The sequence below is a fragment of the Vibrio sp. MMH1-50 genome, assembly GCF_022347645.1.
GTDB classification, from domain to species: domain Bacteria; phylum Pseudomonadota; class Gammaproteobacteria; order Enterobacterales; family Vibrionaceae; genus Vibrio; species Vibrio harveyi.
The window spans coordinates 1-13,852 of sequence record NZ_JAKRGG010000004.1 but is presented as its reverse complement, the minus strand read 5'-3'; the positions used below and the strand labels follow the sequence as shown (position 1 = coordinate 13,852).

14 protein-coding genes are annotated in these 13,852 nt (G+C 43.9%); 8 read left to right on the top strand and 6 right to left on the bottom strand.

The genetic code is table 11. The annotated features are described in order from the left end of the window. The first annotated feature begins 7 nt into the window (after window positions 1-7). From MHO32_RS04555 to MHO32_RS04545, 3 genes are all read left to right on the top strand, one after another. On the top strand, window positions 8-1,156 hold the full coding sequence (locus MHO32_RS04555; protein WP_239210729.1) for an aminotransferase-like domain-containing protein: 1,149 nt from the start codon (window positions 8-10) through the stop codon (window positions 1,154-1,156). A gap of 181 nt (window positions 1,157-1,337) precedes the next feature. Next, window positions 1,338-1,607 carry a hypothetical protein gene (locus MHO32_RS04550; RefSeq protein WP_155483438.1) on the top strand — a complete coding sequence of 90 codons (270 nt, stop codon included), beginning with the start codon at window positions 1,338-1,340 and terminating at the stop codon, window positions 1,605-1,607. Further along, window positions 1,600-2,649 (top strand): hypothetical protein, encoded by a 1,050-nt coding sequence (locus MHO32_RS04545; protein WP_050908500.1) that lies wholly within the window; start codon window positions 1,600-1,602, stop codon window positions 2,647-2,649. Before MHO32_RS04550 ends, MHO32_RS04545 begins: the two co-directional genes overlap by 8 nt. A gap of 54 nt (window positions 2,650-2,703) precedes the next feature. Here the strand turns inward: MHO32_RS04545 and MHO32_RS04540 are convergent, their stop codons facing one another. Both MHO32_RS04540 and MHO32_RS04535 read right to left on the bottom strand, forming a co-directional pair. Continuing rightward, the gene (locus tag MHO32_RS04540) at window positions 2,704-3,030 is read right to left on the bottom strand and encodes a DUF4156 domain-containing protein (protein WP_005451338.1); all 327 of its coding nucleotides are present in this window, start codon (window positions 3,028-3,030) and stop codon (window positions 2,704-2,706) included. A gap of 79 nt (window positions 3,031-3,109) precedes the next feature. Then, the gene (locus tag MHO32_RS04535; RefSeq protein WP_239210728.1) at window positions 3,110-3,574 is read right to left on the bottom strand and encodes a hypothetical protein; all 465 of its coding nucleotides are present in this window, start codon (window positions 3,572-3,574) and stop codon (window positions 3,110-3,112) included. Window positions 3,575-3,813: 239 nt separating this feature from the next. Between MHO32_RS04535 and MHO32_RS04530 the strand changes: the two genes are divergently transcribed. Then, window positions 3,814-4,521 (top strand): lipoate--protein ligase family protein, encoded by a 708-nt coding sequence (locus MHO32_RS04530; RefSeq protein ID WP_050908502.1) that lies wholly within the window; start codon window positions 3,814-3,816, stop codon window positions 4,519-4,521. 68 nt (window positions 4,522-4,589) lie between these two features. Here the strand turns inward: MHO32_RS04530 and MHO32_RS04525 are convergent, their stop codons facing one another. The 3 genes from MHO32_RS04525 to MHO32_RS04515 are packed head-to-tail and all read right to left on the bottom strand — an operon-like array spanning window position 4,590 to window position 8,287. After that, on the bottom strand, window positions 4,590-5,627 hold the full coding sequence (locus MHO32_RS04525; RefSeq protein ID WP_009697177.1) for an HlyD family secretion protein: 1,038 nt from the start codon (window positions 5,625-5,627) through the stop codon (window positions 4,590-4,592). Between the two features lies 1 nt (window position 5,628). Next, window positions 5,629-6,945, bottom strand: a complete 1,317-nt coding sequence (locus MHO32_RS04520) for a glycosyltransferase family 2 protein (RefSeq protein ID WP_017819371.1) — start codon at window positions 6,943-6,945, stop codon at window positions 5,629-5,631. Continuing rightward, on the bottom strand, window positions 6,932-8,287 hold the full coding sequence (locus MHO32_RS04515) for a diguanylate cyclase domain-containing protein (protein WP_239210727.1): 1,356 nt from the start codon (window positions 8,285-8,287) through the stop codon (window positions 6,932-6,934). Before MHO32_RS04515 ends, MHO32_RS04520 begins: the two co-directional genes overlap by 14 nt. A 900-nt stretch (window positions 8,288-9,187) precedes the next feature. Between MHO32_RS04515 and MHO32_RS04510 the strand changes: the two genes are divergently transcribed. Beyond that, window positions 9,188-10,732 carry a DEAD/DEAH box helicase gene (locus tag MHO32_RS04510; protein ID WP_050938352.1) on the top strand — a complete coding sequence of 515 codons (1,545 nt, stop codon included), beginning with the start codon at window positions 9,188-9,190 and terminating at the stop codon, window positions 10,730-10,732. Between the two features lie 66 nt (window positions 10,733-10,798). On the opposite strand, the gene MHO32_RS04505 is transcribed toward MHO32_RS04510, so the two are convergent. After that, entirely contained in the window at window positions 10,799-11,668 is an 870-nt protein-coding gene (locus MHO32_RS04505) for a Vmh family MBL fold metallo-hydrolase (RefSeq protein WP_239210828.1), read from the bottom strand. Between the two features lie 160 nt (window positions 11,669-11,828). Between MHO32_RS04505 and MHO32_RS04500 the strand changes: the two genes are divergently transcribed. From MHO32_RS04500 to MHO32_RS04490, 3 genes are all read left to right on the top strand, one after another. Beyond that, a complete protein-coding gene (locus MHO32_RS04500) occupies window positions 11,829-12,722 on the top strand; it encodes a LysR family transcriptional regulator (protein WP_009697182.1) in 894 nt (297 codons plus the stop codon). 85 nt (window positions 12,723-12,807) lie between these two features. Further along, window positions 12,808-13,185, top strand: coding sequence for an MmcQ/YjbR family DNA-binding protein (locus MHO32_RS04495; protein WP_005451324.1), 378 nt, complete (start codon window positions 12,808-12,810; stop codon window positions 13,183-13,185). Window positions 13,186-13,193: 8 nt separating this feature from the next. Further along, window positions 13,194-13,733 carry a nucleotidyltransferase family protein gene (locus MHO32_RS04490; RefSeq protein ID WP_239210724.1) on the top strand — a complete coding sequence of 180 codons (540 nt, stop codon included), beginning with the start codon at window positions 13,194-13,196 and terminating at the stop codon, window positions 13,731-13,733. The last annotated feature ends 119 nt before the right edge of the window (window positions 13,734-13,852 follow it).

Sequence of the window (13,852 nt, the reverse complement as noted above, 5' to 3'; positions counted from 1 at the left end):
ACAACACATGGAAATCGCACAGTCACTGCAACAAGTAAAGTCATCGTACATTCGAGAGATCCTCGCTGCCGCTAGCGATAAAAACGTCATCTCACTTGCTGGTGGTTTGCCAGATGAAAAAACCTTTCCTATCGAGCTGATGAAGCCAACATTAGAGAGCTTGGCAAACATGCCTGAAGTTTTCCAATACGGTTCAACGGCAGGCTATGGACCACTATTAAACTTCCTAAACGGTTACTTCAAACTGCCTGAAACACACACTGCGATGATCACTACTGGCTCCCAACAAGGTTTGGATTTGATCGCACGTGCTTACGTGAATCCAGGTGACAAAGTCGTGATGGAAGCGCCAAGTTACTTGGGTGCCATGCAGGTGTTTGGTTTGGTTCAAGCAAACATCGTTACCGTTTCTCAAACAGAATTTGGTCCAAACCTTGATGAGCTGGAGCAATGCTTCGCTAAGCAACAACCGAAGATGTTCTACGCCGTACCAGATTTCCATAACCCAACAGGTGTTTGCTGGGCACTGGAAACACGCCAAAAGGTTGCGGAGCTTTGTATTCAATACAACGTGGCTTTCATTGAAGATGCACCCTACCGCGAGTTACGCTTCTCTGGTGAAGCTCTGCCTTTGGTATCTGACTTCTGCCCACAAAACTCTATCGTGTTGCGTTCTTTCTCTAAGATCGCTTCTCCGGGTTTACGAATCGGTGTTGTGACGGGTAAAACCAGATACCTAGAGCCACTGATTAAAATCAAACAGGGTGCAGACCTGCATTCTAGCGTGCCTATGCAAGCTCTGTTGCACGGTCTATTGCAACACGATAACTTTGCAACCCACATCTCTACTATTTGTGAGCTATACAAATCGCGCTACGACGTGATGTATGCAGAATTAGAAAAACAGCTTCCGACAAGTTGTGTATTGAAACCGGTTGATGGCGGCATGTTCGTATGGGTGGAGATTCCAGAGTGCGATACGTTTGAGCTAGCGAAGTCATTGCTTGCGAACGGTGTAGCTGTCGTACCGAGCCCAGTGTTCTACCCAGAAGGTTCAGAAGTAAAAGCAGCGCTTCGCTTGAACTTCACCAACGCAACACCTGATGAACTCAGAGTTGCCGTAACCCGTTTAGCTGATGTACTGAAGGCGCTGTAATCCGAATTCCCCTTTAGAATCCAATCACCTGCCTTTGGGATGCGAATTAAGTCCCAAAGGCAGCAGTATAAAAAGTTCCCTAAAAAATTTATTTTTTTCTCTCAAAATCAACTCTCTAGCTTAAGTGTCTGTTTTCGCTTGATCCTCGCACTATCGCAAAAAATAGATCTCGATCACGTATTTGAAGCTTGGAAAAGTTACGTCTATCTTTCAGAAAAAAGACATCGCCCTTGCAGCATCATCTGCGAATTCAAACACTTTTGATCGTGATGGCTTATCACCATCGAAAGGCGAGCTGACACCATCAGCAATGTCGTCTTGTGAAGATGAAGATGAACGTGGTGAGGACGCAATTACAACCATTCTGAATGTCGCTATACCAATCCGCGATTGGTCTTATACACGTCGGCTTAGCGCATCATATTACAGAGGGGTTTATCAGGATGAATAATCGACCATCGAAAGGACTCGTCGTCACGGGCTTGTCCGCCATGCTTTCTCTCGCAGCCATACAAACAGCGCATGCGGGCAATTCACCAAACTGTAGCGACGTACTAGCGGGTAACAAGACCGCCGCTTCTCAGAAAATGACGATATTGCTGGGTGAAGACATCACCAAATCAAATCTAATCACTACTGTTGTCCCAGCAAAAAATAATCCGTTTGTGACCGAAGAGCTTGTCTCTGTCTCTAACAATGTTTCACCAAATGGACCGTTATCCAAGCAGTCATTAGAAGAAATCAAGCAAGTACGAGAAAACATCGAAAAAGCAGGCGTAGAAGTGAGTAAGCTTCAAGGGACTTTTGAAGTAGCGTTTGTGAGCCTTATTGACGGGCACTGCCAGTTCTCAACCAACCAACTCACTACGCATGCAAAAATCGATTTTGACCATTTAGAGGGGTTAACTGCATTTTCAATACCAGCTCTGCTAACAATGGTCGATAAGTCTTATTCGATGGCAGAAAAACGTATTGCTGAAGAAGAAGCGAAGCTCGCAGAAGAAAAGGCGCGCCAAGAAGAAGTAGAACGTGAGAAAGAAAGACAGCAAGAGTTAGCGGCAGCCGCAGCAGCAGCTCGCTATCAAGACCCAAATGTTTTGGTTAAAGTTGAAAAGTTCGATGGCTCCAATGTGACCTTCTCTGTGACTAACCTATCCGCTGATGGTGAACTACAACCAAACTTCAATACGTTTAGGGCATACCAAACAGACAAAGGTGAACTTATCTACAAATCAGAATCCTTGTTGAGCTTAGTGGACAGCGAGGGAAATGGTCTAACAACCGTGGGAATCGCTGAACTCGGTCCAGAAAGCGGAGCTGATCTGGTGATTGCTCCGGGAGAAACACGCACTTTCATTACCAGTATCGAGTCGGAAGTCGCATCCGAAATGAAGCTTAGCCTGGAATTTCCTGCGAAGGTGTTGAATACCGACGAAGCATTCTCGGTGTCATTTACTGATGCGGTCGCCATGGCAACGGCGGGCTTGAATTAGATAGCAAAATTGACGATTACACAAAAACAAAAGCAGACCTCAGGTCTGCTTTTATTAGTTCTGGCATTTATACGCGTTAGCGAACATTGTCACTGAGCTCGAAAAACCAAGCGGTTGGTACAAATAAAGAGTGTCCCCCCCCAGTTCAGCAGCTTTGATACGCATTTGGTTCAGCGTTCCCCAAACCATATCTTTGTCCGCATGCAACCAGTAGTCATAGAAGTGACCTTCTGAACCGATCACTGTACCTAAATGTTGGCAGTTCGCGATTGCGTTTGCGTCATCCCAAATCACTTTTACTTGTTCAGATTCTTGTGTTGGGAACGTCACACAGCCAGTTAATAACGCTGCTAATGCTGCACCAGTCATTAACTTTTTCATAATTTCATCGCCTTAGAATTAAATCGTCTGCGGATTCTATTTATCGTTTAGACAATGACCAACAAATTATTTTTATGCTTTACATAACCGCTCGTTTAGGAGCTTTCTTAGGCTTCTTTAATGCACGCGCATCGCGAATGTTCAGCGTCATCAATGTTAGGTTCGTGAAACCAGCAAGCAACTCAACCAACTGAACAACATAGAAGGTCGTATCAAACTGATTACTTGCGGCTAAATGCTGCAAATAAATCGCCGCCGGAACCAAAATCAAGATGCCGTTCATCGCAACGAAAGGCATACGCTTTTTCTTTGCCGCTAGAGGTCCTTTTTTCACATTCGGAGCCATCTTTGATCCGGTTATGCCGGCTGCTGCCACAAGAGGGACAACTGCCCAAATTGCGTACGAGATATAGGTTTTAACCACCAAAGTTGTGTGATGATCACCAAACAACTCAACCGCGACTGTACTGGTGAAAAAGCTCATGATGAGCAGGTATGCACTAATAGAGGTGATTCGATGAGCAAAGCTGAGTGTCTTTTTCATAGCGATATTCTCTTTTCATGTTGTTGGGACTCACGGCACAAAAAAAGATTACACAACAATCATTGCATGCGCAACACTTGTGACTGAAATAAAATCATTAAAATTTAGCTTAATTAAATGGATTTTTATTAAGCTTATGTTTTAGTTAATAATTTAATAGAAAAAATAAATAACTAGGCGATTTGCTTTTTGACCAAATTAGAGTAAAACAGAGGAGCAAGCGGCAAGAGGGACTGAATTTGACTTCGAAAAACAAACTGATCCGTTACCAATCTAAAGAAGTAGCTGACGTATTCAGCAAAGAAGACGAGTTAATCAAGCTTGTTCAATCTGGTCAACTTTCTCAAGTATTACTGTTGTGGCAAGTCAAAAGCCCTACGCTAGTGCTTCCAGCAGGTAAGAAGTGGACAATTTCAGAGCAACTAGAACAAGGTCTAGCAGACTCAGGTTGGAGGCTGTTTTCACGTAAAACCGGCGGTGCACCAGTTCCACAGGTTCCGGGGATCATAAACCTCTCTCATATCTACCACTGGTCTGAAGGTCAACCTTACGACATTAAAAAAGCGTATCTCGACTTATGTTCCGTACTCGCCGTGTTTTTTAAACAGTTAGGTGTCAAAGTTGATGTGCACGCTACGCCAAACTCCTATTGTGATGGCGAATACAACTTAAATATTGATGGGAAAAAAGTGGTTGGGACAGCACAACGTGTCTTACTGAAAAAAGGCGGAGGACAAGTAGTGCTCTCTCAAGCCTGTATTCTCATAGATGCTGACGTAGAAAAAATCGTTGAACCAGTAAAGCTATGTAATCGCCTTTGCGGGCATAACGATGATATTCGTGGCGACGTTCATACTCCCCTATTCGACCATATAGAACAAAAACTAAGTGTTGATACGTTGTTTCAAACGCTGACTCAAGCGTTTTTGGATCACGCGAAGCGTTGAGTCTATTCGCGATATTCATCAAAAAAGGGAGCATTTGCTCCCTTTTATCATTTATTAAACTCATTAAGTTAAAAACGAACTTCCACTTCAACGCCCTCAATCCATCTCGTTTGCTCTACGGGTTCGTCAAAAGATAATGTGACTTTCAGGTACGCTGGTTGACCCTCAAATGGGCTTTGCAGCTCTTGGGGTAGCTTGTTAACCACTTCAACCGGCCTTGAAACTGTCGCAGATAACTTTTTACCGTCAGGGAAGATGACCTTCGCTTTGGTTCCTTTTTGGCTGTAATCCAGATACTTAGGATTTAAAAATGCGGTAATGTCCGGTGTTACGTTCTGAGCTACCGTCAATAATGGTGCATTCTCTGTAACGCGCTGACCTTCATGAACATGAATATCCAAAACTCGACCACTAAACGGTGCTCTAAACGTCAAGCTCTCTTGTTGGGCACGCTTTACGACAAGCTCTTGCATTAACGCTCGATACTGCTGTGCAACCGGCCCCGCCAATGCCAATTGCTCTCTATCACGTTTGGCATTGATGTAAGCTATTTCTTGGTCGCTCAATTGGCTATCAATGGCATTGCTCACGTTAACTACCGCAGCGTAATCCACTTCTGACACCTGACCTTTCTTTCTAAATTGGTCGTACTTTTGCTGAATTTGTTGCACCTTAGCGAGGCTTGTTTTGGTACTGGCTATCGCTTGCTGATACAACTCATCAGTACTTTGAACCTTGTTATTGGACAACGAAACCAACTCTTTTTGTAAAAACTCGACTTCTTTGTTTAACGCACTATCTGCCAATAGAATTAAAGACTGCCCCTTGCCTACCTCGTCTCCAACATTCGCCGGAATCGGTCCAACAATTGCGGCTTGAGTCGCCGTTATCGTTAATGGATAAGAGGTCACGATACCGGGCGCAGTCACTAGAATCTGCGTCTTAAACAAGTAATAAGCCATAAATAACAGCGGGCTAATGACAATTGCCAAAATCAGATACCAACGAAGTCGATAACCACCACGCTTCGCCTGACCGTAGGCGACTTTCATGCCACTCTCAGATTGTGGCTTGTTCTTTTTATCTAAGTGAAAGTTAACTTTCATACTAAAACTTTTTGCCTCGTTTCAATACCCACCAAGGTGCCATGCTAGATTCTTCGTGACTGCGTCTTACTACCTCATTCACCATCGAAAACGCCGTTATTAGACGCATGAAAAACTGATAAACGGGGTATAGAAATAGCCATTTCGTAAATTTTAAGTCTTCTTTTCTTCTCTCAGACACCAGCCCGATATAAACAATAAATATAATTAAAGAGAGAAATAAATACGTTAAGTACAGCAACAGCATTAACGCTAAAACAAATTTAAGCGGATACGCTATAAGCATATACACGGTAAAAATAACAACTAACAAAGGTAATAAGACGTTTTGAACCACACCATAAGCGAGAGTAAATAGAAAATTACCCCACCCCAAAAGAGATGGTGATAATCCTTCATTGTGCTTACGCAAAAATAGGAAAAGCAAATCGCCATCCCACCTTAAACGCTGCATAACTAGCCCTTTTAAGGTATCTGGAACATCGGTATGCCCAATCGCATGTGTGGCAAAAGCTAATTTATTGTTTGGATAGCGTCGCTTATATTGTTTTAAACGCATGGTTAGATCCAAATCTTCTGCAGTATGCGTATCCCAGCCACCCACTTGTTTGAGTAAGTTTTTTCTAAAAGCCCCAAACGCACCTGAAATATTATTTAATACGCCCCATTTTGCCATCCCAGTTTTGCCTGCTTGCATGGACAACATGTATTCTAAGGACTGCATTTTTGTCAGAATATTGGCGTCATGATTTCTAACCCGTAACGCGCCTCCGCTTGCAATCACATCTTTCGATGTAAATTGTTTCATCATGGTAAACACCATGTCGTTATCAAAGGAGGTATCACCATCGACGTTAATCACGATCTCGCCCTGAGCAACAGATAAACCAGCATTAAGAGTCGACACTCGACCGCCACGTTGCCACTTTGGAATAACCCGTACTTTGCGATTGCGGACGCCAGCGTGACGTAGTTCTCCGTTCAACGCCGCTTGGTAAGTATCTTGGTTCTGAACCGCACCATCTACGACGGCGAGAATTTCTATGTGACCCGGATACACTTGTTCAACTAAAGTGTCGATGGTGATTCCAATCGCATCCCCTTCGCCATAACAAGTGATCACAAAACTGATCGATGGAAACTGCGTCAACTCAACGTCTTCCTGATCATACGACCATCGAAAAATGCCCGTTAATACCAACAGGTACAAGGGCAGTTCGATAATAATCATGACCGGGAATAGCAGTAGCCACAGCTCTTCATTGTGAAGCAGCATCCCGCGAAGATAATCAAGCAGAACAAGACTATCTTGCAGCATAAATATCACCAACCAGTGTTTCTAACCATACCGCTACGCCGTCTTCAATACTTGCTTGAGGAAGTGCCCATGAGAAGACATTGAGTTCAAACTCTTCATCTTCAATTTGGCTTCCCAGTACCGAGAGTTTGTTCTGCAATACCGATAAGCTAGACGTTTCGGTATTCGGCATGAGCACCAGCAACACATCTTGCTTAAATTGGCAGCAGATATCCGTATCTCTGAATATCTCACTAAGACGCTTAGTCAGTTGATCCATCAAGGAGAAAAGCTTGGCGTCACCGTGCTGCTTTCCGTACTCATCTAAAGATGGAAGGTGTAACCCCAAAAGTAGGTGATGCTCTTTGTGGCGCATAGCGACTTTATTTAGCCACGCGAGTAAGTTCTGGAAGAAACTGTTCTCAACCTTACCTTTGATTGAGAGCTCAGGAGCTTGAGAGGACTTTCCGTGCTGGAATATGTATTCTCCTGCTTCACCTAAACGGTATTGGTACAGCTTGCGCACAACGAGATCATCAACCTTCATCTTCTCATCACAACTCAAGCATTGGCTCATCGTTGCTGCTTCAACAAAAAGATTAGAGCACTGATTGCAAACGTGATTCTCTAGAGGGCGGTCGTAGTCCACACCAATGTGTCTTAGTTGCGTTAAACACTTTGGGCATTCCAACTTACCGCGGCGTTGAAATGACTGCTGCTCACCAACGTGACCACAAGTAAAGCAGTGGAGCGAACTCTGAGACTCAATGTCAATACTGCTGCATTGAGGGCAAACTTCAACGTAATTCAAGTGACCGCTGTTGCAATGCGTACAGACACGAATACGATCCATCAGTTGTTCACTTTCTAAAATATCTCGTGCTTTCTCGGACAGCACGTAGCGATAGGTTGAGTAAATGTCAGGGTAAAACGCTTCTATCAGTGGATACGTATAAATTGAAGATGATTCAAGGCTTTTCATCGCCGTTAATCTGCGGTTTCTATTTATGCCAAGCCAGCCAATCAGCGGATCTAACGACGTCACCTGAGGTACCGATTCAAGGCGGCTTCGCGAGCTTTGCCATGCTTTATAGGACGTCGTTAAATCAAAAGTGCCATCAGTAACACATCGAGAATATGGTGTTTCAATCGTGGTGTAGACAGCCCAACTCCATCTCTCTTGCTGTTGGTAAAAAGCTTTAAGTATTCCTTCAAGGTGCTTTGGTTCCGAAGCGTTTACACAAAACATACCTCCCATACCAGCAGGCAGTGCCTCTACGTCATTGATATACTCTACATTTTCAAGTTCGTATTCAGTTGGTTTATCCCCGAGCCAATAGAACTTTTCATTCTCAATTAACATGATTATTACTCACACAAATATTAGAACGACCTACTAATTAAAAATATAGAACCTTTACAGATCTTTTTTGAATAATTTAATCGACAGGAACGCAAAAATGCCTTGAACCCGAACCGCTAAATGACGTGGTCAGGTAAACAGCAGTGAATTTATATAATTTTCAAATCAGGGCGTTACAGAGCGGTACTTTCACGCTGGCACGCCGAAGCAGTCAATTAATTGACAGAAAGAATAACGTTGAACTTATAATAAAGAAATGAGGATATATATTTTAAATTAATACGAAGAAACGAGAACATTAAGGAACCTTTATTAAGCAAGCTGAATATCATTTATCTATGTGGTTTATGATCGCTCTTATTACCACTATATCTATTTATTTTAATAGCCGTTTCGGCGTTCAGCATTTAAGCACAGCAATTGGTCTCATTGTTAAGACGATTATTTCTATTTTTTCATCTTCACTTTACACACATGAAATCAATTAGATTAATTCTTAATTTTCAATTACAAAGCGTCGTTTTATCGTTTGCTATATTTTTGCTTTATAAATAGAAAGATAATTTAATTTGCATAACCAAATATTATAAAATAAAAAAGACACCTTTAAATTAATAAGCAACAATTACATTTAGCAACAGTATTCATATCTATGAAATGTGTTGTTAAGCCTCCCTCCTCTATCATCACTACCAAAAATGCCAAAGGTATGAGAGCTCTTCTTCAACGCTCAAATCGCTTGATTAGCTCACTCAATTTCGAAATGAGATCTACCTCAAACATTTATCCATGACGGAAATAGTTGAAGCTAACGCCCAAAAGCCTCAGAATGTCGCACTTTTCGCGTCGCGCATAAAATCGACGCCTTGTTATCAAACTCGACAATTGAGAATCATACATATGGGTTTTACCTCGTTAGGTCTATCTGCTCCAATCCTTAAGGCTATTCAGGAAAAAGGCTACGACACCCCTTCGCCGATTCAGGCTCAAGCAATTCCTGCTGTTTTGGAAGGGAAAGACGTAATGGCAGCAGCACAGACTGGTACAGGTAAAACGGCGGGCTTTACGCTGCCAATTCTTGAACGTCTGTCAAACGGTCCACGCGTACGCGGCAACCACATCCGCGCATTGGTGCTGACACCAACTCGTGAGCTTGCTGCCCAGGTACAAGAAAACGTATTCATGTACAGCCGTCACCTACCTCTAACGAGTGCAGTGGTATTTGGTGGTGTGAAGATCAACCCACAAATGCTTCGCCTGCGTAAAGGTGCAGACGTATTGGTTGCAACACCAGGCCGCCTAATGGACCTATACAACCAAAATGCAGTGAAGTTCGACCAACTAGAAATGCTAGTACTGGACGAAGCAGACCGCATGCTTGACATGGGTTTCATTCGCGACATTCGCAAGATTCTTGAATTGCTACCGAAGCAACGTCAAAACCTATTGTTCTCTGCGACATTCTCAAACGAAATCCGTGAGCTTGCGAAAGGTCTGGTCAACAACCCTGTTGAGATTTCAGTTAACCCAGCAAACTCGACAGCACGCACCGTAGAACAATGCATCTACCCAGCAGACGTGAAGAAGAAAGCACCAATGCTGGTCAAGCTGATCAAAGATGGCGATTGGAAACAAGTATTGGTATTTACCAAAACCAAGCATGGCGCGAACCGCTTAGCCAAGTTCCTAATCGACCAAAAGATTACAGCAGCTGCAATTCACGGCAATAAGAGCCAAGGCGCACGTACTAAAGCTCTGGCTGACTTTAAATCTGGCGAAGTTCGCGTATTAGTCGCAACAGACATCGCTGCGCGCGGTATCGACATTCCTCAGCTTCCTCAAGTGGTTAACTTTGAGCTGCCAAAAGTAGCTGAAGACTACGTTCACCGTATCGGTCGTACCGGTCGTGCTGGTGAAGTGGGTAAAGCGATTTCTTTAGTATGCGCACTTGAAGCATCCGAGTTGTTTGCGATTGAACGTTTAATTCAACAACTGCTGCCTCGTAAAGAACTGGAAGGCTACGCACCAACTAACGTATTGCCAGAGTCGAAGCTTGATACTCGCCCTATCAAGCCAAAGAAACCGAAAAAGCCTAAGAAGCCAAAAGCAGAAGGTGAAAACGGTCAAACAGCTGAGAAGAAAAACAACGGCGGTAACAACAAACCAAAGCGTCGTTTCAACAGCGACAACAAATCAGGCAAAGGCGGCGCTGGTAAGCCAAAAGGCAACCGTGATGGTCAAGCTCGCACAAACGACAAGCCAAGCGGTAACAAGCCTAATACGAACAAATCAGGCGCAAATAAAAATGGTAACGGTGGTAAACCATCAGGAAACCGCAAGCCTAACAGCGGTAAACCTGCGGGTGCAAAACCTTCAAACGGCAAACCGTCAGGCAACAAGCCATCAGGACAACGTCGCAAGCCACGTCCACAAGCAGCAAAATAATAAAAAACAGCCCCTCACGATGAGGGGCTGTTTTTTTTGGGCAGTATGGCGAATAGCAAGCTTAGATTAATGCCACTCCATTTCACCACTTAGCACTTTCGCGCCCAGTTCAAGATCACCTTCTGTCGCAGCAAACTGTGGGTACTTAGCCTTCATCGCTGCCGAAATCTCGCTTGATGATGGCTTGCTTGACTTTTCTAACGTCTGCTCGATGTCTGCGATGTAGTTTATGGTGAATTGAACACCTTCCACACCTTTCGGCATATCACCAAGGTAGTGTCCCGGAATCACGGTTTTTGGTTTCAGTGCTTTCATGCGCTCCAACGATTGAGACCATTGAGCACGCTCTTGTTTCGACTGAGTGTCCGCCATCCAAACATGAACACCACTGTAAACCGATACACCACCAAATACAGTTTTCTCCGCAGGCACCCAAAGGTAAGCATCATGAGTATTGATTTCTTTTACTTCAATGCGCTTACCTTCAAGCGTCAGGGTGGTGTCATTGAGCACAGTAGGCACAACAATTTTTGATGGTGCCCCCTCTTCCAAAATAGGTCCCCAGTACGCCAGTTTCGCGTCTTTTGTACGTTCGATATGTTTAACAACCGCTTCGCTCGCAACCACTTTTACATCAGGGAATGCAGCAACAATAGGCTCTAAGCCAAAATAATAGTCTGGGTCACCGCTGCTGATGTAAATCATCGACAGCTCTTTGCCAGTGTTTTTAATCTGTTCCACCAATTTTTCTCCGTCTTTGACGCTAAATTGTGCGTCAAACAACATCAGCTCTTTTTCACCAGAAACAAGCACAGAGCTTGCAGGAAAGATCGCATTTTCACCGGGGTTGTAGTGGGTAATCGTTAAGTCTGCAGCCGACACATAGTTCGATGCCGCTAGTGCTGTAATCAGTAGAGTAATTGAACGCTTATTCATCATCTTATTCCGTATTAGAGAACCAACTCATGCGGCTCGTTTAGTGTTGAGGTCATCTTATTTGATTGGTTTTAGATGAAATAGACAGCAAATTAACTTTCACTGTTGCGAAATCCGGACATATACTGTGACGGCGATTTTCTTAAGGTGAAGCAACAGAATGGACAGACTTGAGGCAATGAACGTCTTTGTCACGATCGTAGAGCGAGGAAGCTTAAGTGCTGCCGCTGAGCATCTCGATCTTTCGCGAACTAAAGTGACACGTTATTTAGGTGAGCTCGAAAAGTGGATGGATACTCGTTTACTCCACCGCACAACTCGAAGCCTCAGCTTAACCAGTGCAGGGAAAGAGACGCTTGAGATTGCACGAGAGCTACTTGCCCTTGAAGAGTCCCTAAGCGGAATCCGAAACCAAAATCGAGTGAATCTAAAAGGTCAATTGCGTATTACCGCAAGCTATTCCATTGTGAGTAGCTTCCTCATTGATGCAATCACAAGCTTTGTTGAACAATGGCCAGATGTGGCGATTGATATTGTGTCGACAGATGAAACCGTAAACCTTGTGGAATCACGCATTGATCTTGCCATACGCATCACCAATGAGTTGCCTGCTAATGTCGTAGCAAAGCAATTAGGTGAATGCCGCTCGGTGATATGTGCGTCCCCCAAATATATCGAACAAAAAGGCGCACCGTTAAACGCCCAAGACCTAGGACACCACAATTGCCTTTCCTTTAGCTACTTTGGTCGTTCTGAGTGGATATTCTCTGGACCAAACGGTGATGAATCAGTCTCCATCAAAGGCAATATCAGCGCGAATACCCCAGAAGTACTGCTTGCTGCCGCTTTAAATGGTAACGGAATCAGCTTACAGCCTTTCCCAACCGTGAAGGATTTGCTCACTGAGGGTAAGTTGATTCAGCTGTTACCAGAATGGCACCCAAAAACGTTAGGCGTTCATGCCATCTATGGCACACGTAAACAAGTCACACCGTTATTAAGAGCCTTTATCGACCATCTCTCCATTAGCATGTCGGAATCCAAGCGCTGGTGAGCACTTTTCCGCAAACGTCCTAACCTTACTCTCAACCTGTGTTAGTCTAGCGAAATCCGTGACTAAGATAGGTTGAGACGTCATCATGACATACGATGAATTTAATCAATTCTGTGGCTCATTCGCTGCTACTTCTCATGTTGTTCAATGGGGTGATGCGCACGTTTGGAAAGTCGGTGGAAAGGTATTTGCTATTGGTGGCTGGAGTAAAGACAAGCAGCCTGCATTTACGTTTAAAGCTTCCCCTTTAAACTTCGATTTTTTAAGTGATTATGAGGGTTATATTCCAGCCCCTTATTTCGCAAACCGTGGTATGAAGTGGATTCAACAAACGGAAACCTCCGGACGCCTAGACGAAGAGCTAAAGTACTATTTATCAGAATCTTATCGATTAGTTGCACTTGGCTTGAGTAAGCGAAAACGCGATGAATTGGGCATTGAGCTGCCACCAGCCAAATCTTAAGGGTGAACATGGAAGATCTTGTTCAATTATTGCTCGCCGACCCTGAGCGTATGAAAGCAATGGAATGTGCTCGCTCACTGGCTTTACCAGATTGCTGCATTGCTGCAGGCTTCGTACGAAATCTAGTTTGGGACCATCTTCATCACAAACCGCAGCCAACCCCACTCAATGACCTTGATATTGTCTACTTCGACCCAAATGAAATAGATGACAAGGCGGCGTTGATTTATGAAGCCCAGTTAACTGCAATGATGCCAGAGTTCAACTGGCAAGTACGTAATCAAGCAAACATGCACCTAAGGAATGGTGATAAGCCATACCAAAGTACCTTGGATGCGATGAGTTACTGGCCAGAAAAAGAGACGGCGGTTGCTGCCAGATTGAACGAAAAGAACCAGATAGAGTGCATTTCAGCGTTCGGATTTGAGTCTTTGTTTAGAGGTTACCTGACTTGGAATCCAGAACGACCATTGGTTTTATTTCGACAGCGATTAACTCAGAAAAATTGGCTAACCATTTGGCCAAACCTAAAACTTGTACTCAAGTAACCTCAAGGTTCTCGGATATATATACCCAAGTGACTTCAAGATGCAGGATTCAGAGCGTAGTCATTGATTCGAGGTCAAGGAAAACAACGCAGCGTAATAGCCAGCTCTTTCCAAGTTGT

Bases quoted from the DNA above. Each gene is read 5' to 3' on its own strand.
- MHO32_RS04525 (WP_009697177.1), bottom strand. From the start codon at position 5,627: ATGAAAGTTAACTTTCACTTAGATAAAAAGAACAAGCCACAATCTGAG.
- MHO32_RS04490 (WP_239210724.1), top strand. From the start codon at position 13,194: ATGGAAGATCTTGTTCAATTATTGCTCGCCGACCCTGAGCGTATGAAA.
- MHO32_RS04495 (WP_005451324.1), top strand. From the start codon at position 12,808: ATGACATACGATGAATTTAATCAATTCTGTGGCTCATTCGCTGCTACT.
- MHO32_RS04535 (WP_239210728.1), bottom strand. From the start codon at position 3,574: ATGAAAAAGACACTCAGCTTTGCTCATCGAATCACCTCTATTAGTGCA.
- MHO32_RS04515 (WP_239210727.1), bottom strand. From the start codon at position 8,287: ATGTTAATTGAGAATGAAAAGTTCTATTGGCTCGGGGATAAACCAACT.
- MHO32_RS04520 (WP_017819371.1), bottom strand. From the start codon at position 6,945: ATGCTGCAAGATAGTCTTGTTCTGCTTGATTATCTTCGCGGGATGCTG.
- MHO32_RS04510 (WP_050938352.1), top strand. From the start codon at position 9,188: ATGGGTTTTACCTCGTTAGGTCTATCTGCTCCAATCCTTAAGGCTATT.
- MHO32_RS04555 (WP_239210729.1), top strand. From the start codon at position 8: ATGGAAATCGCACAGTCACTGCAACAAGTAAAGTCATCGTACATTCGA.
- MHO32_RS04505 (WP_239210828.1), bottom strand. From the start codon at position 11,668: ATGAATAAGCGTTCAATTACTCTACTGATTACAGCACTAGCGGCATCG.
- MHO32_RS04540 (WP_005451338.1), bottom strand. From the start codon at position 3,030: ATGAAAAAGTTAATGACTGGTGCAGCATTAGCAGCGTTATTAACTGGC.
- MHO32_RS04545 (WP_050908500.1), top strand. From the start codon at position 1,600: ATGAATAATCGACCATCGAAAGGACTCGTCGTCACGGGCTTGTCCGCC.
- MHO32_RS04500 (WP_009697182.1), top strand. From the start codon at position 11,829: ATGGACAGACTTGAGGCAATGAACGTCTTTGTCACGATCGTAGAGCGA.